Here is a 23,685-nt window from a genome sequence, read left to right as displayed (position 1 = left end):
ACTACCTTAATATTCCAGGTATTTCTCAAAACCAATTAAATTAATTCTCTTCACGTTGCGCAGGATTAAAGAAACTGTTTTTCTTAAATGCTTCTAAACGATCTGTGATAGGTTTATCCAACGGACGATGGTATTCTTCTGCTGGAGTTTTTTGAGTTTCTACTGGCTCACGAGTATGTATATCAGGCACAATATTTACGCGACCTGTACCTTCTGGCTCAACTGGACGAGAAGGACGCAATACTTGAACAGACTCATTTGGAGCGATTTCCCCCAATCCTGTTGCCACAATAGTCACTCGAATTTCATCACTCATCTCAGGCACTAAACTCGTACCAACAACAACTGTCGCTTCTTCAGAAGCAAAACTACCTATTGTCTCACCTATAATGTTAAACTCTTCAAAAACTAAATCCATTCCAGCAGTAATATTAACTAAAATTCCTTGAGCGTTAGAAAGATCGATTTTTTCTAGAAGATCATTGCGTACTGCAAGACGAGCTGCCTCTTCTGCTCTACCCTCACTGGGTTTTCCCACAGCTGAACCAAAACCAATCATAGCTTGCCCTTGAACTGACATTACCGTTCTTACATCAGCGAAGTCCACGTTAATTAAACCAGGAGAGGTAATCATATCTGAAATTCCCATTACAGAATTACGCAATACGTCGTTTGCAGCAGCAAAAGCTTCAATTAATTTAGCATTTTTAGAGAGAACTTTTTGGATTTGTTGATTCGGAATAATAATCATTGAATCAACATATTGGGATAAATCTTTAATACCAAGCTCTGCAAATTGCATACGTTTTTTGCCTTCAAAGGCAAAAGGTTTCGTCACTACAGCAACAGTTAAAATGCCTAATTCTTTAGCTATTTTTGCGACAACAGGCGCTGCACCAGTACCAGTACCACCGCCCATACCAGCTGCAATAAAGACCATATCGGCACCTTCAAGCATTTTGCGGATTTCATCCTGATCATCTTCTGCTGCCTTACGACCAATATTCGGATTTGCCCCAGCACCTAAACCTTTGGTTGTTTCTCCACCAATTTGTACGGTCTGTTGAACTTGACTTTTACGCAATGCTTGAGCATCAGTATTGACAGCATAAAATACTATGCGACCGTGTTCCTCTGATGTTAATGAACTTTCGCCAACAAAGGTTCCGCCCATTTCTTGTTTTACCATATTCATTACCATATGGTTTACGGCATTGCCACCGCCACCGCCTACACCTACGACTTTGATCAGTGCGCCGGATTCGTTAAAATTGTCGTACTCAGGGTACTCTGGGTATAGCATTGATGTTCTCCGTTACTGCCAGATAAGCTGACTAAATATATAAAATATAAATTCCCTCTATTGTAGATGAAAAATTAAAATAATCAAAATTCTGACCGCACTTTATTCACAATTTTTTTAATTCCATTCCAAATTGTTTTTAGTACTCCGTCATCAGATTCATCATTTCCTGAAATCAAATCATCATCACTGTTACTATGGTTATACTGCAACAATCCCACTACCGTTGAATATTGAGGACGATTCACGTAATCTGTCAATCCAGTAATATTCAGCGGGCTACCAATACGTACTTGGCAATTAAATACGTCAGATGCACATTCTTTCAAATCTTCTATTTGTGCTCCACCACCAGTAATCACTACGCCAGCAATAAGCTCAAACTTCACATGTTTTGTTTCCAACTCAGCCTTTAATTTATCTAATTCATCTTTCACCACACCTAGAAGTTCCGTGTAGCGAGCAGATGTAATTAAGGATAAATCACTCTTTGTTAATGAACGAGGTGCTCGCCCACCAATACTTGCAACTTCAATTTTTTTATCACCGTGCAAACGAGCTGGGTAAAATGCACTTGCATAATTAACTTTAATTCGTTCAGCTTCTGCACGCGAAATAGTACAAGCGTGGGCAATATCGTTAGTCACAATATTTCCTGCATAAGGAATAACCTTACTGAAACGTAATGCGCCGTTTGTATAAACCATCACATTCATTGTGCCTGCACCGAAATCGATCAAGCAAACACCAAGATCTTTTTCATCTTCGGTTAATACTGAATGTGTTGCTGCAAAACCAGAAAAAACGACTTTATCTACCTGTAAACCGCAGCGCTCAACCGCTTTTTTCAGGTTGTTTTGCCAATCTTGATGACAGGCGATTAAATGTACTTGTGCTTTTAAACGGACACCTTGCAAACCCAATGGATTTTTAATATTTAACTGGCGATCCACCGCATATTCTTGTGGAATCACATGCAATAAGGATAAGCCTTCAGGCAACTTGATGGAGCTCGCTGTATGCAGTGCGGAATCAATTTCATCTTGTGTTACTTCGCCATCTGAAATTGGCACAAAACCACTTTCATTTAAACTTTGAATATGTTCCCCAGTAATTGCCAAAGTGACACTCATAATCTGACAATCAGCCATAGATTCAGCAGCTTCAATGGCTCTTTGAATAGAATTTACGACAGCTTCAAGATCGGTGATACTGCCACGATCAATCCCTTTAGATGGGCAACTACCAACACCTAACACATTCACTACGCCATCAGGAAATACCTCGCCCACTACGGCAACAACTTTTGACGTACCGACTTCTAATCCTACAATTGTTTTAGCTTCCACACCTTTAACCATTTTCGCACCTAGTTTTTATTTATCAGCCATACCCACTGCAGCGCCTGCCGCATATCGTAAATCTACATAATCTATTTTTTTATTTTCTGGAACATCAACTTGCGGATAAATCGTGATAAATCGTTCAAGCTTAGATTTCCATTCTCCACGACCTAACTTTAACACAATGTCATTATCAAGTGTTACTTGCCATGCACCGCGTTCATCAATATTCATGCCTTTTGCAATTAAATTTTTTGATTTGAAATCGGCATAAATCTGATTCCATGCTTCCAATACTTTTAAACTTTGATAATCAGGCCCCCCTAAATAAGGCAAAGTATTTTCTTTTAAGCGTTCAATTGGAAGTTGGAATACAACGCCATCCTGAGTAACAAATTGGTTCTGATTCCAAAATGCCACTGGTTGATATTCAGTAATCCAAATACTTAAACGATTTGGCCATATTTTTCGCACAATTGAGCTTTTAACCCAAGGTAAAGCTTCTATTTGCGCTTGAATTGGCTCAACATCTTGCCCCCAAAAGCCTTTAAGAGTGCCCATTTTTAATAAGCTTTCCTTAATATCGGCATCTGTAGTAAAAACCTTTTGTCCAGCCAGTGCAAAACCACTAATAGGCTTATCATCCATTTTCTCTAGCAGCGTTTGCCAATTAAAATAGATACCAAGAGCCAAAAGTATACCAAGCAAAGCCAAGAAAGCCCGAATATGAAAATAATATTTAGGCTTTTGTTCACCAAAACGAATATTCTGTGGAGTTTTCCTTTTCAGAATGTTCATTACGCACTTAGCTCCAAAATTTTCACAACAAGCTGTTCAAAAGAAATACCCACGCTTGCGGCAGATTTTGGGAATAAACTGTGGCTCGTCATTCCTGGATTCGTATTCACTTCAACTAAACGAAAATCACCTTTCGCATCGCACATGACATCAATACGGCTCCAACCGCGACAGCCCACTGCATCATAAGCGCGTTTTACTAATAGAGCTAACTCTTGCTCACGCTCAGGCGTTAAACCTGCTGGGCAGAAATATTGAGTATTATTAGAAATATATTTCGCATTGTAATCATAGAACTCACCTTCAGGAACAATACGAATAGCGGGAAGCACTTGGCTATCCAATACAGGCACTGTTAATTCATCGCCAGCTAACCATTCTTCAATCAGAATCGTATTATCAAATTTAAGTGCATATTCCACCGCACTTTTTAGCTCATCCACTGTTTTAACTTTAGTTAATCCAACACTAGATCCTTCTAAAGAAGGTTTCACCATTAATGGTAAACCTAGTTTTACCACTACAGCCTGAGCGTCTAATTCAGCAAAGGTTTCTCGGGTTACTACTTCCATATCTGCTACAGGTAATCCAAATGCTTTCCACAACATTTTTGTACGCATTTTATCCATAGTTAATGCGGAAGCCATCACTCCACAACCAGTGTAAGGTAAACCAATTTGCTCTAATAAACCTTGCATTGTGCCATCTTCACCACCTCGGCCATGCAAAATATTAAACACTCGATGAAAACCATCCTTTTTAAGATTGGCAACATTATATTCTTTAGGATCAATAGGATGAGCATCATAACCTTGATTTAATAAAGCCTCTAATACCGCTTTACCTGAATTAAGAGAAACTTCACGCTCAGCGGATGTTCCGCCTAATAACACTACAATTTTTTCTTGTTTTAAATTCATTTTATCCTACTTATATATCTTATTCTGGTTGCCTTAATTAATAGATAAGACCATCTCAAATTTCTAAAATCTATTTATAAAAGTCTTAATTTTTCCAAGATTGAGCTAAGCCACGAGAGATTTTACTTACGCTACCCGCACCTTGTGCCAAAATCAAATCGCCATCTTGAATAATTTGATCAAGAACGTCGCCTAATTGTGATGTGTCAGAAACCAAGATTGGATCGATTTTTCCTAAATTTCTAATGGAACGACAAAGAGATTTACTATCAGCCCCAACAATTGGGGCTTCTCCTGCTGCGTACACATCAAGCATAATTAATGCGTCCACTTGCGAAAGCACTTGTACAAAATCATCAAATAAATCACGAGTACGAGAATAACGATGAGGTTGGAAAACCATCACAATACGTTTATCTCCCCATCCTTCTCGTGCGGCTTTAATCGTTACGCCCACTTCTGTTGGGTGATGACCATAGTCATCAACTAAACGAACTTTACCATTTGGACGAATAAACTCACCTAACTGATCAAAGCGACGACCTGCACCTTGGAAATCAGCAAGGGCTTCTAAAATAGCCTCATTGCCAATACCTTCTTCTTTTGCTACAGCAAGTGCAGCCGTTGCATTTAACGCATTATGTTTTCCAGGAACATTTAACAGAACATTAATACGTTCATTATCTGGGCAAATCACTGTGTAATGACCTTGAAAACCTGTTTGTTCATAATCTTCAATGCGATAATCTGCGTGTTCACTAAAACCATATGTAATCACTTGGCGACCAACTTTTGGCACAAGTTCCATTAATACAGGATCATCTGCACACATCACAGCTAAACCATAGAATGGCAAATTATGCAGGAATTTCACATAGGTGGCTTTCATTTTTTCGAAATCACCTTCGTAGGTGTCCATATGGTCTGGTTCCATGTTAGTCACAACAGATACCATTGGCTGCAAATGTAAAAACGAGGCATCACTTTCATCGGCTTCGGCAATTAAATAACGACTTGCGCCTAGATGTGCATTTTTACCTGCAGATTTCACCAAACCACCATTAACGAACGTTGGATCGAGTTTTGCTTGAGTGTAAATCATAGAAATCATAGCAGTTGTTGTCGTCTTCCCGTGTGTTCCTGCAACAGCAATACCATGACGGAAACGCATGATTTCAGCCAACATTTGTGCTCGTTGAATCACAGGAATGCGTTTTTGTTTCGCTGCAACTAATTCAGGGTTATCATCTTTTATCGCACTAGATACGACAACAACACTAGCTCCTTCAATATGTTCTTCTGTATGGCCAATGTAGATTTTTGCTCCAGCTTGAGCTAAACGTTGAGTTACTAAGCCGTCAGCAATATCTGAGCCAGAGATTTGATAGCCTTCATTCAATAAAATCTCAGCAATACCACTCATTCCCGCGCCACCAATTCCAATAAAATGAATTTGTTGCACTCGACGCATTTCAGGGATAATTTTTCTAATTTCTTCGTGGGAATGTTTCATTTATTTTTCCTTTTTGACACATTGGCAAAATATTGGTGCCTATTCTAAAAGTGCGGTTGAAAATCGCAATGTTTTTCTTATTCTTTGGAATATCAATTAGTTTGAATGTTCTATAATAACCTCAGCAACTCGCTGTGCAGAGAGAGGGGTCGACATTGCTTTCGCTTTCTCAGCCATTTGTAATAAATTTTCACGAGTAAAGTTTTTTAAATAATTCACCAGAATTTCAGGCGTTAAATCTGCCTGTTCTACAATCTTTGCAGCCCCCACATCAGCCAAATATTTCGCATTCAAATATTGTTGACGATCTTTATGTTGAAAAGGTACAAAAATAGCTGCAACGCCAACTGCCGCAATTTCACATACAGTTAATGCGCCAGAACGGCAAATTATAACATCAGCCCAAGCATAAGCCTCAGCCATATCATCAATAAATTCTGTTATTTTAACTTGTTCTGAATTCTCACCATAAAGTTTGGTAACTTCTTCTACCGCACCTTTACCTACTTGATGACGAACGTATAATTTATCTGCAAGTTGGGCGACTACTTTAGGTAAAGTATGATTAAGCACTCTCGCGCCTTGGCTACCACCGACCACTAAGACACGTAATTTTTCCTCACGCCCCGCAAAACGAACTTCAGGATATGGTATCTTAAATAAATCTTCTCGAACTGGATTTCCTACAACTTCAGCATGAGGAAAAGCACTTGGAAATGCTTGCAATACACGAGTTGCAATTTTAGCTAACCATTTATTCGTTAAACCCGCTATCGCATTTTGTTCATGTAAAATTATCGGGACACCACAAAGTTTTGCAGCAATACCACCAGGGCCTGAAACATATCCCCCCATTCCAAGTACAGCGTCAGGCTTTTCTTCTTGAATAATTTTTTTTGCTTGCAACACGGCACGGAAAATAGCAAAAGGAGCACTTAATAAAGCTTTTATACCTTTACCACGCAAACCCGAAATTTGGATAAATCTAATCGGGATTCCATATTTTGGTACAAGGTGGGCCTCCATTCGATCTTTCGTACCTAACCAGCAAATATCCCATCCTTGTTTTTGTAAAAATTGGGCCACAGCTATCGCTGGAAAAACATGACCGCCAGTTCCACCAGCCATTACTAATAATTTTTTATTTTTCATCTTCTTTATCTCTAATCATCGCGTAGGCGTGCTTGACCTGCGCGAAGTAAACGGTTTTCGTGATCAATACGTAATAAAATGCCAATAGTCGCTGACATAATAATAATACTCGAACCACCATAACTCACGAGTGGAAAGGTTAAACCTTTAGTCGGCAACATTCCAAGCGCCATACCTAAATTAACAAAGCCTTGGAAGAAAATCCAAAAGCCAATGCCTAACGCTAAAAATCCTCTAAAACGTTGTTCTAACATTAAAGATTCCTTTCCGATCTTCAACGCACGAAATACAAGCAAGCCGAGTAAAATAACAACAATTAAAATGCCTATAAAGCCAAACTCTTCACCAATAATCGCCATGATAAAGTCAGTATGCGCTTCAGGTAAATAATCTAGTTTTTGAATTGAATTACCTAACCCTTCCCCCGTTATTTCTCCACGACCAAATGCCATAAGAGAGTTCGTTAATTGGAAGCCTGTACCATAAGGGTCTTTAAATGGATCTAAAAAACCAGTGAAACGTTTTAAACGATAAGAAGCAGAGATGATTAACCAAGCGCCAAGAATTACACCTGTTGCACCAAGTAAAATAAATTGGAAAAAGTGCGCACCAACGATAAATAGCATACCGAAAGTAATAACAAACAGTACAACTGTACTTCCCATATCAGGCTGAACTAATAGGAACATCCCCATTACGCCCATCACAATAAAGGGTTTTATCGCACTAAATTTTCTACCTCGAACCTCATCATAACGACGAGTAAAGTAGCTTGCCAAGAAACAAGTCAGTGCCAGCTTCGCAAATTCAGCTGGCTGAAAATTCAAAATCCCCAATGAAATCCAACGTTTAGCACCATTCACTGATGTACCGATAAATAATACGGCTATCAATAAAACCACGGCTGCCCAGAAAATATTTACATTCCATTTTTCCAACTTTTCAGTTGGAATATACAACATGGCATAACAAGTCGCTAAAGAAAGAAATACATAAAAAGCATCGCGTTTTGCAAAGTAAAAAGGATCATTAAATAAACGAGAGCTATAAGGAATAGATGCAGATGTTACTGCCACTAAACCAATTAAAAGCAAAATAACAAATAACCAAAATAGCGCACGATCATACAGCAAACCTTGCGGTGTGATGCGTGTCCATTCATCGTAATTTTTTTTGATGTTTTGTAAAAATTCCATCTTATTTTTATTAATGACTAAATTAGGCTGAATATTGAGCTAAACGAGTAAATTCTTCACCGCGCTTTTCAAAAGAGGCAAACTGATCTAGGCTTGCACAAGCTGGCGACAATAATACCATATCTCCGCTTTGCAATGTTGGGCGTAAAAATTCTATCGCTTGCTCCATTGTATCAAACAAATAACTTTGCGATGAAAGCTTAGCAAGTTGCGCACCATCTCGACCAAAACAATAACAAATAATGTGTGGTTGATTAATTAAGTCAGCTAATTCTGAAAAATCAGCCCCTTTTCCATCACCGCCTAACAACAAGTGCAATTTGCCTTCCACATAAAGGCCTGCTAATGCGGCAACTGTACTCCCCACATTTGTTGCTTTAGAGTCATTAATCCAACGGATACCATTAGCTTGATGCGCTAATTGAAAACGATGATCTAACCCTTTGAAATGACGAAGTGCGGTACGAATTGAATCTAAATTAATACCGACAGCTTGTGCCAATGCCGTTGCCGCCAAAATATTCATATAATTATGGCGACCGACTAATGTTGCTTCTTCACAAGGCAAAATTACTTCATCTTTTGCCATTAAGTATTGCTTGCCGTTTTCCGTTTTTAGCCAATAATCTGCTGTATTTTCCGCAAAAGAAACGTTTTGTTTCGCTTGATTTTCACCTTCACCAAAAGTCAGCGTATCCTCATTATTCAAAACGCCGACCTCAGCATTATGATAAATGCGTAATTTTGCTTGGCGATAATCTTCTAAATCCACATAACGATCCATATGATCTTCAGTTACGTTCAAGACAGTTGCAGCCGCAGCTTTTAAGCTATAAGTTGTTTCAAGCTGAAAACTAGACAGCTCTAATACATAAAGTTCACAATCTTCATTCAATAATGACAAAGCTGGAATTCCAATATTGCCGCCCATACCAACTTTCACGCCAGCAGCTTTCGCCATTTCATAAACTAAAGTAGTTACGGTACTTTTTCCATTTGAACCGGTAATTCCCACAATTGGCTTCGTCGCCGCGCGGCAAAATAATTCAATATCACCGATTACTTCTACGCCGGCTTTAAGTGCGGTTTGAATTTCAGGTGTTTTTACCGCAAGCCCTGGACTGATAACAATAATATCGCTTTCAAGTAACCATTCCTGATTTAAACTACCAGTATGAAGAGGGATATTTTGAGGAAGTTTATCAACACCAGTAGGATTTTTTCGGGTATCAATCACACGAATATTAGCCTGTTGGGATAAGAGATAATCCACGCAAGAAAGACCTGTTTTGCCAAGCCCGATGATAGTAATATTTTTGTTTTGATAGGCGTTCATTTTCTTTCTTCTTAATTGCTATAAATTTTAAAATTATATTATCAATGGAAATATAAATTTCCTTTACTAACGTAAAAAAGGTCGCCCTTTCAAAAACTGAAAGAGCGAACCTAGCTATATTCATTAACGCAACTTCAAGGTGACCAATCCCATCAACACCAACATTAAGGAAATAATCCAAAACCGAATAATCACTCTTGGCTCTGGCCATCCCTTCAATTCAAAATGGTGGTGAATCGGTGCCATTCTAAAAATGCGTTGTTTGCGTAACTTATAAGACCCTACTTGCAAAATAACAGAGAGCGCTTCAACAACAAATACTCCGCCCATTATCACAAGTAAAAATTCCTGACGAACTAGGATCGCCACGACACCAAGTGCTCCACCTAATGCAAGAGAACCTACATCGCCCATAAAGACTTGTGCGGGATAAGTATTGAACCATAAGAATCCTAACCCTGCACCAACGATGGCGGTACAAAATACAACCACCTCAGAACTATATTTAATGTATGGGATGTGCAAGTATTCTGCGAAATTCACGTTACCCGTTGCCCATGCAATTAAGGCAAACGCGCCTGCGACAAGCGCGGTTGGCATAATCGCCAATCCATCCAAACCATCTGTTAAATTCACCGCATTACCGGTTCCAACAATCACAAAATAAGACAACACAATATAGAACAAACCTAATTGAGGCATAATGTCTTTAAAGAATGGAATCACTAAACGGGTGGCATCAGTGTCGTGGCCAAGCCAATAAAGCCAAAGGATTGCCACTAATGCCACAACAGACATCCAGAAATATTTCCAACGCGCAATCAAACCATCTGTATTTTTACGGGTAATTTTACGGAAATCATCCACAAAACCAATTGCACCGTATCCAAATAATACAAATAAACAAACCCAAATATAAGGATTAGCAAGATTTGCCCATAATAACGTACTTACTCCAATAGAGAATAAAATCATCACACCGCCCATAGTAGGGGTGCCTTTTTTGGCAAAATGACTTTCAGGACCATCATTTCGCACTTCTTGACCAAATTTTAAGATCTGTAAACGTTTGATCACTTTTGGGCCAATCCAAAGTGAAATAAAAAGTGCGGTTAATAATGCAAGAATTGCACGGACGGTAATATAAGAAATCGCATTAAATGCGGTTTCATAACGAACAAGATATTCAGCAAGCCAGACTAACATTTAATTTTATCCTTTAATGAATAGATCACATCTTCCATTTTCATTGAGCGCGAGCCTTTTCCTAGCACTACGACTTTGTTATTTTGTTGTAATTGGGTTTCAATCAATGGCACAAGAAAATCAACCATTTCCACCTTATCAGTAAAATGCTTACCCGAAACAGCCTCAGAAATAACCGCACTTTCATTGCCATAAGAACAAACTAAATCTAAATTTGCCGAGTTGGCATGTTGTCCTACTTCACGGTGGATAGAGAGAGAGTTTTCCCCTAACTCTTTCATATCACCAACACACAAAATACGGAAAGCATCATAACTTTTTAGGACATCAATAGCCGCGCAGAGAGAATCTTTATTTGCGTTATAAGTATCATCTAATAACAATAAATTAGGCGTTACTTGAATTGGGAATAAACGCCCTTTCACTTGTGAATGTTGTTCTAACCCAGCTTTTACATCGGTAAGAGTGGCACCGACATTCATTGCAAGTGCGGTCGCTGCCAAGGCATTTTTTACATTATGTTCCCCCAGATAAGGTAAGTTAATCTCAATTTCACCTTGTGGGGAAATAAGTGTAAAAGTGGAACCTTGGGCAGTATGATGAATATTTTTTGCAGAATAATCTTTACCGTTGAAATATTGAATCTCATGTTCACCGATTTCTTTTTGCCAAACATTTAAATGATTATGTTCAGAGTTAATAATCGCTACACCATTCAATGTTAAACCACGATAAATCTCACCTTTAGCTTGCACTACGCCCTCTAAAGAACCAAAGCCCTCTAAATGCGCAGGCGCAATATTATTAATCAATGCAGCATCAGGTTGAGCTAATTTTGTGGTGTAATCAATTTCACCTCGATGATTTGCACCAAGTTCGATCACGGCGAAACGATGTTTTTCTGTTAAGCGAAGAAGGGTTAAAGGCACACCAATATCGTTATTAAAATTACCATTGGTAAAAAGTACCGCGTCTGAATCACTCGCGGTATGTTGCAAAATACTTGCCGTCATTTCTTTTACCGTGGTTTTACCTGAAGACCCTGTCATCGCAACAGTATGCGGATTTATTTTCTTGCGTAACCATTTTGCAAGTTCGCCCAAAGCAATTCGAGTATCCTTAACCACCAGCTGAGGAACAGAAATGGAAGAATTTTCTTGCTGAACAACAACGGCTACCGCACCTTGAGCTACCGCTTGTTCAAGATATTGGTGAGCATCAAACTTTTCACCTTTCAACGCAAAAAATAAACTATTTGATACGCTTTTTCGGGTATCTGTATTAATATCTTCAACTTGCACATTTTTATCGCCAATTAATTTAGCTTGAAGAATCTGTGCTAATTGTTCAGTAGAGAGTTTAATCATAATTTAATTGTTATTATTTTAAAAAATCATGGGCAATTTCTTGGTCGGAAAAATGCACGATTTCAGTGCCAATAATTTGATAATTTTCATGGCCTTTGCCAGCAATTAAAATCACATCATTTTCAACCGCACTTTCAATCGCAAACTGAATGGCCTGTTCTCTATCAGGAATAATGCCAACTTTATCCATATTTTTAAAGCCGGCGACAATATCTGATTCAATTTGGCTTTGTGATTCTGTTCTAGGATTATCTTTTGTCACAATCACCTTTTCAGCAAACTGCTCTGCAACTTGTGCCATTAATGGACGTTTGCCTCTATCGCGGTCTCCACCACAGCCAAAAATACACCATAACTCACCTTGGCAATGTTCACGTGCTGCCATCAAGGCTTTTTCTAGTGCGTCAGGTGTATGCGCATAATCTACAATAACTGTTGGTTTATTTGGATATTGAATCATTTCCATTCTTCCACATACTCCTTTCAAAGATTTCGCCGTAGCGAGTAAATTTCCCAATGGGTAACCAAATGATAATAACGTGGTCATCACCAATAACAAATTGCTTACATTGAAAGCACCGATTAATGGACTATGCAATACACCATTACCCCAGCTAGATTCAAAAGTAATATCTGCGCCTTTAGCATGATAGTGGATATTTGTTGCCTTCATCCATTGATGTGAGTTTGATTGGAAGTCAGCGCTCGTACTTACCGCAATAGCATCAGGTAATTCACTTAACCATTGGCTTCCAATCTCATCATCAGCATTAATCACTTTAATTTGCGTATCTAATTCTGTGAACAAGCGTTTTTTAGCGGAAGCGTAATTTTCCATAGTTTGGTGATAATCTAGATGATCACGTGTTAAGTTCGTAAAAATCCCTGCTTTAAAACGCAGCGCCTCAACACGATGTTGTGCCAAACCATGCGATGAAACTTCAATAGAGGCAAAATCTGCGCCAGCTTGCTTAAAACTGGAAAGTGATGATTGGATTTCTACTGCTGAGCCAGTTGTATTTTTGGCTTCGACAACTTGACCTAAAAGGCCATTGCCAATAGTCCCCATCACAGCCGCACGATGACCTAATAACTCCGCCCATTGCGCTAATAATTGAGAAATAGTGGTTTTACCATTTGTCCCCGTGACACCAACAAGCGTTAATTTTTTAGAAGGCGAATCATAGAAAACATCCGCCAAAGATGAAAGATGACGCGCAAGTTGATAATATTTAACTACTGGCACATTCCCAATAAACTCTACAGTTAAATGCTCGCCAGATAATTCTGTCTCAGACACCACCGCACTCGCACCAGAATGAATAGCCGAATCAATAAATTGATTTCCATTAACTTGATGACCTTTTATCGCCACAAAAAGATCTCCTGCTTTAACTTTACGGCTATCCAACACCATATTATGGAGTTCTATATCATTCTTTAATTGAGGCAAATTAAAAAGTGCGGTGAGTTTTTTCATAATTTTTCCTTAATTCACTTTTTGATTCTTGTGATCACCAACATATACAATACGTTTTGCGCTTTTAGTTGCTGTTTTTTCAACAGGTTCAGCATCTTGTGGAATAGCATTTGCACGCAAAGCATAGCCCATAATGCTAGAGAATACTGGCGCAGAGACTGCACCACCATAATATTCACCGTCTTTTGGATCATTAATCAAAATCACTAATGCATAACGAGGGTCACTAATCGGTGCAATACCCGCAGTAAATGCCACATATTTCTTCACATAGTGACCATTTTCAATCTTACGCGCTGTACCTGTTTTCACACCAACACGGTAGCCTTCCACCATTGCGCGTTTATTTTTAATTGCTACTTTCTCTAAAATCTCCACGATATCTTTGGTTATTTTTTCAGAGAAAACACGTTTTCCAATGACTGGCGGATCGACTTTAGTAATAGAAAGCGGGCGATAAACACCAAAACTACCAAGGGTTGCATATGCTCTAGCTATTTGTAAAGGTGTCGCAGTAATACCGTAACCATAAGCGACTGTTGCACGTTCAATATCTGCCCAGCGTTTACGGTTTGCGTTCAAAATCCCAACTTGTTCACCAATCAAGCCTAAATCTGTCGGTTTACTTAAACCTGCATTTTGATAAGTTTCCATCAATGCACTAGGTGGCATACGCAATGCAAGGCGGGTCACACCACGGTTACTCGAATTGATTAAAATCTCATCTAACGTTTGTTGTGCTCTAGGTGCAACGTCCACAATTTCTTTGCCGCTCACGGTGAATGATCCCGTGTTGATTATTTCATCGCGGCGCACTACTCCGCGTTGAAGTGCGGTTAAAACTACGAAAGGTTTTACAGTAGAACCTGGCTCAAACGTATCAGTGATTGCGCGGTTACGCATTAACTCGGATTTCACACCGACACGATTGTTTGGATTGTAAGATGGTGCAGTAGCCATAGCCAACACTTCACCGGTTCGAACATCGACTAATACCGCAGTACCAGACTCGGCATTATTATCAGACACCGCCTTTTTAATCTCACGATATACCATGGATTGTAATTTTTCATCGATACTCAAGGTGACATCTTGCGCATCATATTTTTTCTCATCCGCAATATGTTCAACGATATTTCCGCGTTTATCTTTACGAACAGTACGTGAACCATCTTTACCCACAAGCATGGAATTAAAGCTTTTCTCAATGCCCTCAATACCGTTTCCATCAATATCGGTATAACCCACCACATGCGCAGCTTCTTCTACGCGAGGATAAAAACGACGATGCTCAGTTTCTAAATTAATACCTTTAATCTTAAGTTTACGAATATAATCTGCCTTGTTCGATTCTACTTGACGGGCCAAATACAAATAACCTGATTTGGAATTCTTCTCAATTTTTTTCACCAAATCATTTTCGCTCATACCCAATTCTTGGGCCAAAGCAGTAATCCGTTCTTTATCCGCAAGTGCATTTTCTTTTAACATGGTTTTCGGATCTGCAACCACAGCATTCATCGGTACACTTACAGATAAAAGCTGACCATTACGATCTAAAATTGAACCACGCACAGATAACACTTCATCTTTACGCAAAGAACGTTTATCAGCCTCTCCAGATAAGGTACTCGAATCAACAGACTGCACATAAGCCGCACGAGCAACTAAAGCACATAAACCAGCCAAAATAAAAAAAGCAGAAACTCCATAACGAACACGCATAAAACATTTTTCAAACACAATTTTCTGTTTGTTATGTTTTACGGTTTCAGGTGTGGTCAATTTTCTAATTGTTTTTTTTGCTTTACCTGATTTACGAGAAGAATTGAACTTAACCATCTTTTCTACCTATTATTCTCTAATTTCAACTTCTTGTTCTGGGGATAATGTTTTCATTTTTAAGGTGCCAACAGCAATAGACTCGACTCGAGTACTGTCTCCTTCTGTTGCTTCTTGCACTTGCAAATTTCGATATTCACTTTCCAGTGCTTGGCGCTGCAAAACCAATTGACCATTTTCAGAAATTAATCGACGAGTCTGATGAGTTACCCAAATCACGCTCATTGATGAAATCAAAATCGCCACCAATAGCAACACAATTAATTTATTTGAAGAAAATAGGTCTTCAACCAAAATCTGCTGTAACGGATAACGAGGTTTATTATTTTCAGACATCACTAAATTCTCTCCGCCACACGCAATACCGCACTTCTTGAACGAGGATTTGCTTGAATTTCTGCATCACTTGGTTGAATTGCTTTACCTATAATTTTTAATTTTTGATTACGTTGAATTTGGTCTTCTCTCAGCGGTAAACCTTTAGGGATATCCTCACCTTTACTTTGTTTTTTCATAAAATGTTTTACCATTCTATCTTCTAAAGAATGGAAACTAATGATTGATAAACGGCCTTCTGGCGCTAGCATGTCTAAAGCAGAATTAAGTACACTTTCCAATTCATCTAATTCTGCATTGATGAAAATACGGATAGCTTGGAAACTGCGAGTCGCAGGATGTTTATGTTTATCTTTAAAAGGTACCGCTTGTGAAATAAGCTCAGCTAATTGACTAGTACGCGATAAAAATTCGGTGCCATTTTTGGCCGCACTTTTGTTGTAATCAACAATGGCCGTTGCAATACGTTTAGCGAAACGCTCTTCGCCAAAAGTTTTCAAAACCCAAGTTAAATCCTCAACCGATACTTGTTTTAACCATTCTTCTGCTGACAAGCCTTGAGTCGTGTCCATACGCATATCAAGCGGGCCATCTTTCATAAAACTAAAACCACGCTCTGCTTCATCAAGCTGTGGGGATGACACACCAAGATCAAGCAAAATACCGTCAATTTTGCCCACTAAATTTAATTTTTCACAAATTTCAGGAATATGGGAAAAGCTGTTGTGTTCAATCTGAAAACGTGAATCTTGAATTTTTTGCGCTTCAGCAATGGCTCTAGGATCACGGTCAACGCCAATGAGGCGACCATTTGAGGATAATTTAGAAAGGATTAAACGAGAATGTCCACCACGACCAAAAGTACCATCAATATAAATTCCATTTTCCTTCAATGCCAAGCCATTCACGGCTTCGTGAAGTAAAACTGTGATATGTTCAGGTGAAGAAAAGGAATTTTCGGTATCCATAAATACAATATAAAAGTAAAAAACGGTGAATCATTTTCTATAATGAGAAATCTTTCAAAGCCTCAGACGCAAAGTCTGCACTTGAACCAATTTCCATATCTTCTTCAATTTGTGCATACCATTCGGTATCACTCCAAATTTCAAATTTATTCAACTGCCCTACCAACATTAAGCCCTTTTCTAATTTTGCGTGTTGACGTAATGGTCCACTAAGTAAAATACGGCCCTGAGCATCCATCTCACATTCAGTAGCGTGACCAAGCATTACTCGTTGCAAACGGCGTTGGGTAGGATCAAAGTTAGAAAGTGCGAGAAGTTTTTGTTCGATTTTTTCCCATTCATCAAGGGGATAAAGTAAAAGGCAGGGTTGGCGAATATCCACAGTACAAACCATTTGCCCTTGGTTCTTTTCAAGAATTTCAGAGCGATAGCGGGTTGGGATCGCTACACGTCCCTTAGAATCTAAATTAACCGCTGTTGCACCACGAAACATATTACGCCTTAAAAATTGAACTTATTTTGAGAAATTTTTCTAAAAATCTCCACAAAACACCACTTTTCTCCACATCTGCCGTAAGTTTATAATTTGTTTGATTAAGTTGCAAGCGATTAACCCTGAAACAACCCTATTTTTTATCAAAATAAAAGCCGTTTGAGAAAATATCCCAAACGGCTTTTTAAACCAAATTATCTTGATTAATTATTCACATACGCTTCTTCATCACGCTCGCCTAATGGCTTAAGCATAGCGAAGAATAACACGATACAAACAATTGTTGTTGCAAAACCAAGATAAACTGAAAGTTGATAATCTAAACCAAAACCGATTTTGTTGTAGAACAAGTAAGTTGCACATACTGTTGTAATAAACCAAGCCGGAATAGACGCAACCCAGTGGAATTTATGGTAGCGATATAAGTATGCTGCTGCTGTCCATAACATTACCATTGCTGTCATTTGGTTTGCCCAAGTGAAATAACGCCATAACACGCTAAAGTCAATGGTTGAAACGAAATAGCCTAATACGAATAATGGTACAGCAATTAATAAACGTTTAGGTAATGAACGTTGGTCGATATGGAAAATTTCTGCTAATTGTAAACGAGCAGCACGGAATGCGGTATCGCCAGAAGTAATAGGTAAAACCACCACACCTAATACAGCAAAAATACCGCCGATAAAACCTAAGAAGTGTAATGAACTATCATATACAACTTTAGATGGTGAACCTGCTGCAATTGCATCTTGTAATGCTTGTGGGTTTTCATAGAATGCAAGACCAACCATACACCAGATTAACGCAATTACACCTTCAGCAATCATTGCACCGTAAAAGATAAAACGGCCTTCTTTTTCATTTTCAGCACAACGCGCCATTAAAGGAGTTTGAGTTGCATGGAAACCAGATAATGCACCACAAGAAATAGTTAAGAATAATAATGGCCAAATTGGAACATCACCTTTCACTTGGAAATTTTGCGTGAATTTCTCTAAAGTTAAGCCTTGACCATCTACATTGATAGTACGGAAGAACTCAATAGGATCAACAGCACTAAAGTGTGCAGAAACTAAGCCATACACCATACCCATAGACATAAATAGCAACAACGCGCCAAAGAGCGGATAGATTCGACCGATAATTTTGTCGATCGGTAATAAAGTCGCAAGAATATAGTAAGCAAAGATAATAATAGTCCAAACTGCAACAACAGTTGCTTTATCCATTCCCCATACTTTGATACCACCGGCTTCAACTGCATGATGAACAGCTTCAGCATCACCTAATTGTAACGCGCCTTGAGATGCGCCCAATAAGTCCATGGTAATCGTACCCATTAATTGAGCTGGGCTTGATACAAATACAACACCTACTAATAATAAAAGTACAAGTGCTAATGTGTTAATAAATACTTTTACAGGACGACCTAAGAATTTACCGGCTAAATGAGGCATAGTTGCACCGCCATGACGGATACTCAACATACCACAGAAATAATCATGTACTGCACCGGCAAAAATACAACCGATTACAATCCAAAGCATTGCCACTGGTCCGTATAACGCACCAAGAATCGGACCAAAAATAGGACCAGTTCCAGCAATGTTTAATAATTGAATTAACCAAATTTTGGTTTTTGACATTGGCATATAATCCACGCCATCATTTACCTGGTAAGCAGGGGTCTGACGTTGTGGATTAATCACAAAGATTTTTTCGATAATTTTTCCATAAACAAAGTAACCAAGAATCAAAATGGCTACACAAAAGAAAAACCATAACATAGAAAGGCTCCTCAAAGATAAACAAAAATATTTAGTGTATGCCCTAAACAAGCCGCGGTATTCTATTTCAAATTGTTTAAAATCAAAAATTGAATTTAAGAAATTTTATGGATTTGTGACTTACATCACATTTGTAAAACCGAAGAATTCTATTAGAATACTAATAAATAAGTAATTTTATAATTATAGAGAAAAAGATGGCCTTAACTCGATGCCCTGAATGCAGAAAAAAGATTAGTGAAAATACAGAAAACTGCCCTAATTGTGGTTTTTCTTTCAAACAAGCAGATTTAGAAATTTATAAACAACAATTAGAAAGACGTCGGCTGCATAATGCTGAAATCAATCGAAAAAGTACAAAACTCCACATAATTTGGTTTTGCATCTTTGCTATTTTTATCGCGCTGGCTAGTTGGATTACAAATAAATAGAAAAAATATCTCGTATGTATATAAAGTTACTTCAGATATTAACTATTAATTCGTCCATCTCCACTATAGATATTCCCTTTACCTTCTCTTGCAAAGCCAATCAAAGTCAAATGATGGGCTTCAGCCATTTTCACAGCAAGATCAGTTGCCCCAGAAATGGTCACTAACATTTCCACCCCGCAAGAAATAGTTTTTTGAACCATTTCATAACTTGCGCGACTCGAAGCGACAATAATTCCATTAGGCTTGCCTGATTTTGCATGCCAGCCAAGTAATTTATCAAGCGCAACATGACGACCCACATCTTCAAAAATAGCAAGCATATTACCTTCTAAATCAAAAAAGCCACAAGCATGAGTCGAACCTGTTTGCTGACCTAATCGTTGATTTTTATGAAGCTCTGACAAACAGCCATCGAGCAAATTCAAATCAAACTTAAAAGTGCGGTCTAATTTTGGAAAGTTTTTATACACTTGATTAAGCTGCTCCGTGCCACAAATGCCACACCCCGTACGTCCTGTAAGATTACGACGATGCTCTTTTAATGCCATAAATTTTCGGCTAGACAGTTCGATTTGCACTTCAATACCATTGCAAACCTCCACAACATCGATGCCGTAAATATCCGAAGGTTTTTCAATAATGCCTTCCGTGAGAGAAAACCCCAGAGCAAATACCTCTAAATCTTTCGGTGAACACATCATAACCGCATGAGAAATACCGTTATAAACTAATGAAACTGGCATTTCGACAGCTAGAAAATCTTCTTTTGATTGTAAAAGTGCGGTTGAATTTTCTATACTTTTATTTCTTTTAAAAAAGTTAATCGTTTGTTTAATCAGCCAATCCATTCTTTACCTACCCATTACTAAAATGTAAAAAAAATGTTAATATTTTTATAAAATCATGATCTAGATCACAATATTTCTGCGTTATAATGCCATTTGATTATAGATTTATCGTTAAAAAATCGTTATTCTAGGCGCCCATAAATTGGCCCACTTTTGAACCAATTTGCGATGTTGAGTAACGTTATTTTAACGAAATCAACCAAATTATCTAGTTACACTAGACGAATTTATTACTATCTAAATATCTCAACAACTTGTTGTTGAAAGGAGTGATTATGCAGATCTCAAGAAGAAAATTCTTTAAGGTCTGTGCAGGTGGTATGGCGGGAACATCGGCTGCGATGTTGGGCTTTGCTCCAGCAAGTGCGTTAGCTGCGCCGCGTGAATACAAATTATTACGCGCATTTGAATCTCGTAACACTTGTACATATTGTTCCGTAAGCTGTGGTATGTTGCTTTATAGCACAGGCAAACCTTACGATACGTTAAGCAGCCACACTGGCACCAATACTCGTTCAAAATTATTCCATCTCGAGGGCGATCCAGATCATCCGGTTAGCCGTGGTGCACTCTGTCCTAAAGGTGCTGGCGCCCTTGATTACGTAAATAGCGAAAGCCGCTGTTTATATCCTGAATATCGTGCACCGGGCTCTGATAAATGGGAACGCATTTCTTGGCATGATGCTATTAAGCGTATTGCCCGTTTAATGAAAGATGACCGTGATGCCAACTTCGTTGAAAAAAATGCTGCAGGTAATACTGTAAACCGTTGGACCACCACTGGGATTATGACCGCATCCGCTATCAGTAATGAAGCCGCGTTACTCACCCATAAATGGATCCGAATGTTAGGGATGTTGCCGGTATGTAACCAAGCGAATACTTGACACGGACCAACGGTAGCAAGTCTTGCTCCATCATTTGGTCGTGGTGCCATGACAAATAACTGGGTTGATATCAAAAACGCAAACCTTATTCTTGTTCAAGGTGGTAACCCTGCCGAAGCTCACCCTGTTGGTTTCCGTTGGGCAATTGAAGCGAAGAAAAACGGTGCGAAAATCATCGTGGTAGACCCTCGCTTTAACCGTACTGCGTCTGTTGCTGATCTTCACGCACCAATTCGTTCTGGTTCTGATATTGCGTTCTTAATGGGCGTAATCCGTTACCTATTGGAAACTAATCAGATCCAACACGAATACGTTAAACACTATACCAATGCATCATTCTTAATTAATGAAGGCTATAAGTTTGAAGACGGTTTATTCTCCGGCTTTAACGAAGAAAAACGCAATTACGATAAATCAACTTGGAATTACCAATTTGATGAAAACGGCAATGCAAAACGTGATATGACATTACAACACCCTCGTTGTGTCATTAATATCTTAAAAGATCACGTTTCTCGTTATACTCCAGAAATGGTTGAACGCGTTACCGGCGTAAAACAAAAAGTATTCTTACAAATTTGTGAAGAAATTGGTAAAACTTCTGCGCCAAATAAAACAATGACGCACTTATATGCATTAGGTTTTACAGAGCACACAATCGGTACACAAAATATTCGTTCTATGGCGATGATCCAATTACTTTTAGGTAATATAGGTATGCCAGGTGGCGGTATTAATGCACTTCGTGGACACTCAAACGTTCAAGGTACAACTGATATGGGCCTACTACCAACAATGTTGCCAGGCTATATGCGTTTACCAAACGAAAAAGAAACCTCTTACGAACAATATATGAATGCGATTACGCCGAAAGATATCGTGCCTAATCAAGTCAACTATTATCGTAATACCTCAAAATTCTTCGTAAGTATGATGAAAACCTTCTACGGAGATAAAGCTACAAAAGAAAATGGCTGGGGCTTTGACTTCATCCCTAAAGTTGACCGTGTTTATGACCCTATCACGCACGTAAAAATGATGCATGATGGTGAATTAAACGGCTGGATTTTACAAGGTTTCAACGTATTAAACTCTTTACCGAACAAAAACAAAACTGTTGCTGGTATGAGTAAATTAAAATACTTAGTTGTACTTGATCCATTACAAACTGAAAGTTCTGAGTTCTGGAAAAACTTTGGTGAATCTAACAATGTAAATCCAGCAGAGATTCAAACTGAGGTATTCCGTTTACCAACAACCTGTTTCGCAGAAGAAGATGGTTCTATTGCCAACTCAGGTCGTTGGGCACAATGGCACTGGAAAGGTTGTGATCAACCTGGCGAAGCGATGCCTGATGTTGAAATTCTTTCTATGATTCGTGAAGAAATGCATGACCTTTATAAAAAAGAAGGTGGTCGTGGTATTGAATCCTTTGAAGCGATGACCTGGAATTATGCTCAACCACATTCACCAAGCTCAACTGAACTAGCCAAAGAACTTAATGGTTATGCACTTGAGGATCTTTATGATGCGAATAACAATCTCATCTATAAGAAAGGTCAATTATTAAATGGATTTGCTCACTTAAGAGATGACGGTACTACCACATCTGGAAACTGGCTCTATGTTGGTCAATGGACAGAAAAAGGTAACCAAATGGCAAATCGTGATAATTCTGACCCTTCAGGATTAGGTTGTACTGTAGGTTGGGGCTTTGCATGGCCTGCAAACCGTCGTGTTCTTTACAATCGCGCATCATTAGATATCAACGGTAATCCATGGGACAAACACCGCCAATTAATTAAATGGAATGGTAAAAACTGGAACTGGTATGACATTGCTGACTACGGTGCGCAACCACCTGGTTCAGATGCGGGTCCATTTATTATGTCTGCGGAAGGTGTTGGTCGTCTATTTGCGGTTGATAAAATCAATAATGGTCCAGTACCAGAACACTTCGAACCAATTGAAAGCCCAATTGATACGAACCCACTTCATCCAAGTATAGTAACGGATCCAACTATCCGTATCTATAAGGAAGACCGTGAGTTTATTGGTTCAAATAAAGAGTATCCATTTGTGGCTACAACTTATCGTTTAACTGAACACTTCCACAGTTGGACAGCTCAATCTGCTCTAAACATCATCGCTCAACCACAACAGTTTGTGGAAATTGGTGAGAAATTAGCTGCAGAAAAAGGCATCCAAAAAGGTGATATGGTAAAAGTCACTTCAAGACGTGGTTACATCAAAGCGGTTGCTGTTGTGACTAAACGTTTGAAAGATTTAGAAATCGATGGACGCACAGTTCACCATATTGGTATTCCAATTCACTGGAATATGAAATCCTTAAATGGTAAAGGTAACCGCGGTTTCTCAGCAAATACCTTAACACCATCTTGGGGTGAATCAATTACACAAACACCAGAATACAAAACTTTCTTGGTGAACGTAGAAAAGGCGGAGGCATAAT

General features: G+C 38.7%; 19 protein-coding genes. 2 read left to right on the top strand and 17 right to left on the bottom strand.

Annotated features, from left to right (window positions below; genetic code table 11):
* Window positions 1-40: 40 nt before the first annotated feature.
* The 16 genes from ftsZ to DV415_RS03310 all read right to left on the bottom strand — a co-directional run bounded on the left by ftsZ (window position 41) and on the right by DV415_RS03310 (window position 19,043).
* The gene (ftsZ, locus tag DV415_RS03385) at window positions 41-1,303 is read right to left on the bottom strand and encodes a cell division protein FtsZ (protein ID WP_118782132.1); all 1,263 of its coding nucleotides are present in this window, start codon (window positions 1,301-1,303) and stop codon (window positions 41-43) included.
* An 83-nt stretch (window positions 1,304-1,386) separates the two neighbouring features.
* Window positions 1,387-2,664, bottom strand: coding sequence for a cell division protein FtsA (gene ftsA / locus DV415_RS03380; protein WP_118789065.1), 1,278 nt, complete (start codon window positions 2,662-2,664; stop codon window positions 1,387-1,389).
* Window positions 2,665-2,679: 15 nt separating this feature from the next.
* Window positions 2,680-3,444, bottom strand: coding sequence for a cell division protein FtsQ/DivIB (locus tag DV415_RS03375; RefSeq protein WP_118794417.1), 765 nt, complete (start codon window positions 3,442-3,444; stop codon window positions 2,680-2,682).
* On the bottom strand, window positions 3,444-4,364 hold the full coding sequence (locus DV415_RS03370) for a D-alanine--D-alanine ligase (RefSeq protein WP_118794416.1): 921 nt from the start codon (window positions 4,362-4,364) through the stop codon (window positions 3,444-3,446). Before DV415_RS03370 ends, DV415_RS03375 begins: the two co-directional genes overlap by 1 nt.
* Window positions 4,365-4,449: 85 nt before the next feature.
* Window positions 4,450-5,877: a UDP-N-acetylmuramate--L-alanine ligase gene (gene murC, locus DV415_RS03365; protein ID WP_118794415.1), complete on the bottom strand. Its 1,428-nt coding sequence runs from the start codon at window positions 5,875-5,877 to the stop codon at window positions 4,450-4,452.
* A 96-nt stretch (window positions 5,878-5,973) separates the two neighbouring features.
* Window positions 5,974-7,029 carry an undecaprenyldiphospho-muramoylpentapeptide beta-N-acetylglucosaminyltransferase gene (gene murG / locus DV415_RS03360; protein WP_118791500.1) on the bottom strand — a complete coding sequence of 352 codons (1,056 nt, stop codon included), beginning with the start codon at window positions 7,027-7,029 and terminating at the stop codon, window positions 5,974-5,976.
* 11 nt (window positions 7,030-7,040) lie between these two features.
* Entirely contained in the window at window positions 7,041-8,225 is a 1,185-nt protein-coding gene (gene ftsW, locus DV415_RS03355) for a putative lipid II flippase FtsW (RefSeq protein WP_118791501.1), read from the bottom strand.
* A 22-nt stretch (window positions 8,226-8,247) separates the two neighbouring features.
* Entirely contained in the window at window positions 8,248-9,561 is a 1,314-nt protein-coding gene (murD, locus tag DV415_RS03350; RefSeq protein ID WP_118791502.1) for a UDP-N-acetylmuramoyl-L-alanine--D-glutamate ligase, read from the bottom strand.
* Window positions 9,562-9,684: 123 nt separating this feature from the next.
* Window positions 9,685-10,767, bottom strand: coding sequence for a phospho-N-acetylmuramoyl-pentapeptide-transferase (mraY, locus tag DV415_RS03345; protein ID WP_005630348.1), 1,083 nt, complete (start codon window positions 10,765-10,767; stop codon window positions 9,685-9,687).
* Window positions 10,761-12,134 (bottom strand): UDP-N-acetylmuramoyl-tripeptide--D-alanyl-D-alanine ligase, encoded by a 1,374-nt coding sequence (murF, locus tag DV415_RS03340; protein ID WP_118791503.1) that lies wholly within the window; start codon window positions 12,132-12,134, stop codon window positions 10,761-10,763. The genes mraY and murF overlap by 7 nt, the downstream gene beginning before the upstream one ends.
* A 13-nt stretch (window positions 12,135-12,147) precedes the next feature.
* Window positions 12,148-13,614, bottom strand: a complete 1,467-nt coding sequence (gene murE, locus DV415_RS03335) for a UDP-N-acetylmuramoyl-L-alanyl-D-glutamate--2,6-diaminopimelate ligase (protein WP_118791504.1) — start codon at window positions 13,612-13,614, stop codon at window positions 12,148-12,150.
* Between the two features lie 9 nt (window positions 13,615-13,623).
* Window positions 13,624-15,456: a penicillin-binding transpeptidase domain-containing protein gene (locus tag DV415_RS03330; protein WP_118791505.1), complete on the bottom strand. Its 1,833-nt coding sequence runs from the start codon at window positions 15,454-15,456 to the stop codon at window positions 13,624-13,626.
* Window positions 15,457-15,468: 12 nt separating this feature from the next.
* The gene (gene ftsL, locus DV415_RS03325) at window positions 15,469-15,792 is read right to left on the bottom strand and encodes a cell division protein FtsL (RefSeq protein ID WP_005643553.1); all 324 of its coding nucleotides are present in this window, start codon (window positions 15,790-15,792) and stop codon (window positions 15,469-15,471) included.
* A 2-nt stretch (window positions 15,793-15,794) separates the two neighbouring features.
* Entirely contained in the window at window positions 15,795-16,760 is a 966-nt protein-coding gene (gene rsmH, locus DV415_RS03320) for a 16S rRNA (cytosine(1402)-N(4))-methyltransferase RsmH (RefSeq protein ID WP_118791506.1), read from the bottom strand.
* Between the two features lie 37 nt (window positions 16,761-16,797).
* On the bottom strand, window positions 16,798-17,253 hold the full coding sequence (gene mraZ, locus DV415_RS03315; protein ID WP_118775190.1) for a division/cell wall cluster transcriptional repressor MraZ: 456 nt from the start codon (window positions 17,251-17,253) through the stop codon (window positions 16,798-16,800).
* A gap of 203 nt (window positions 17,254-17,456) precedes the next feature.
* Entirely contained in the window at window positions 17,457-19,043 is a 1,587-nt protein-coding gene (locus DV415_RS03310) for a carbon starvation CstA family protein (RefSeq protein WP_114909309.1), read from the bottom strand.
* Window positions 19,044-19,240: 197 nt separating this feature from the next.
* Between DV415_RS03310 and DV415_RS03305 the strand changes: the two genes are divergently transcribed.
* Window positions 19,241-19,474 (top strand): zinc ribbon domain-containing protein, encoded by a 234-nt coding sequence (locus tag DV415_RS03305; protein ID WP_118790242.1) that lies wholly within the window; start codon window positions 19,241-19,243, stop codon window positions 19,472-19,474.
* Window positions 19,475-19,512: 38 nt separating this feature from the next.
* Here DV415_RS03305 and fdhD read toward each other — a convergent pair whose 3' ends face one another.
* Complete coding sequence (gene fdhD / locus DV415_RS03300; protein ID WP_118790241.1) at window positions 19,513-20,325, bottom strand: formate dehydrogenase accessory sulfurtransferase FdhD; 813 nt, start codon at window positions 20,323-20,325, stop codon at window positions 19,513-19,515.
* Between the two features lie 275 nt (window positions 20,326-20,600).
* Here fdhD and fdnG point away from each other — a divergent pair, with 275 nt between their 5' ends.
* The gene (gene fdnG, locus DV415_RS03290) at window positions 20,601-23,684 is read left to right on the top strand and encodes a formate dehydrogenase-N subunit alpha (protein ID WP_153062923.1); all 3,084 of its coding nucleotides are present in this window, start codon (window positions 20,601-20,603) and stop codon (window positions 23,682-23,684) included.
* Window position 23,685 lies beyond the last annotated feature (1 nt).

Origin of the sequence: Haemophilus haemolyticus, assembly GCF_003490595.1 — a bacterium.
In the GTDB taxonomy this organism is placed as follows: Bacteria; Pseudomonadota; Gammaproteobacteria; order Enterobacterales; family Pasteurellaceae; genus Haemophilus; species Haemophilus haemolyticus_L.
This window is presented reverse-complemented; position numbering and strand designations above follow the sequence as displayed.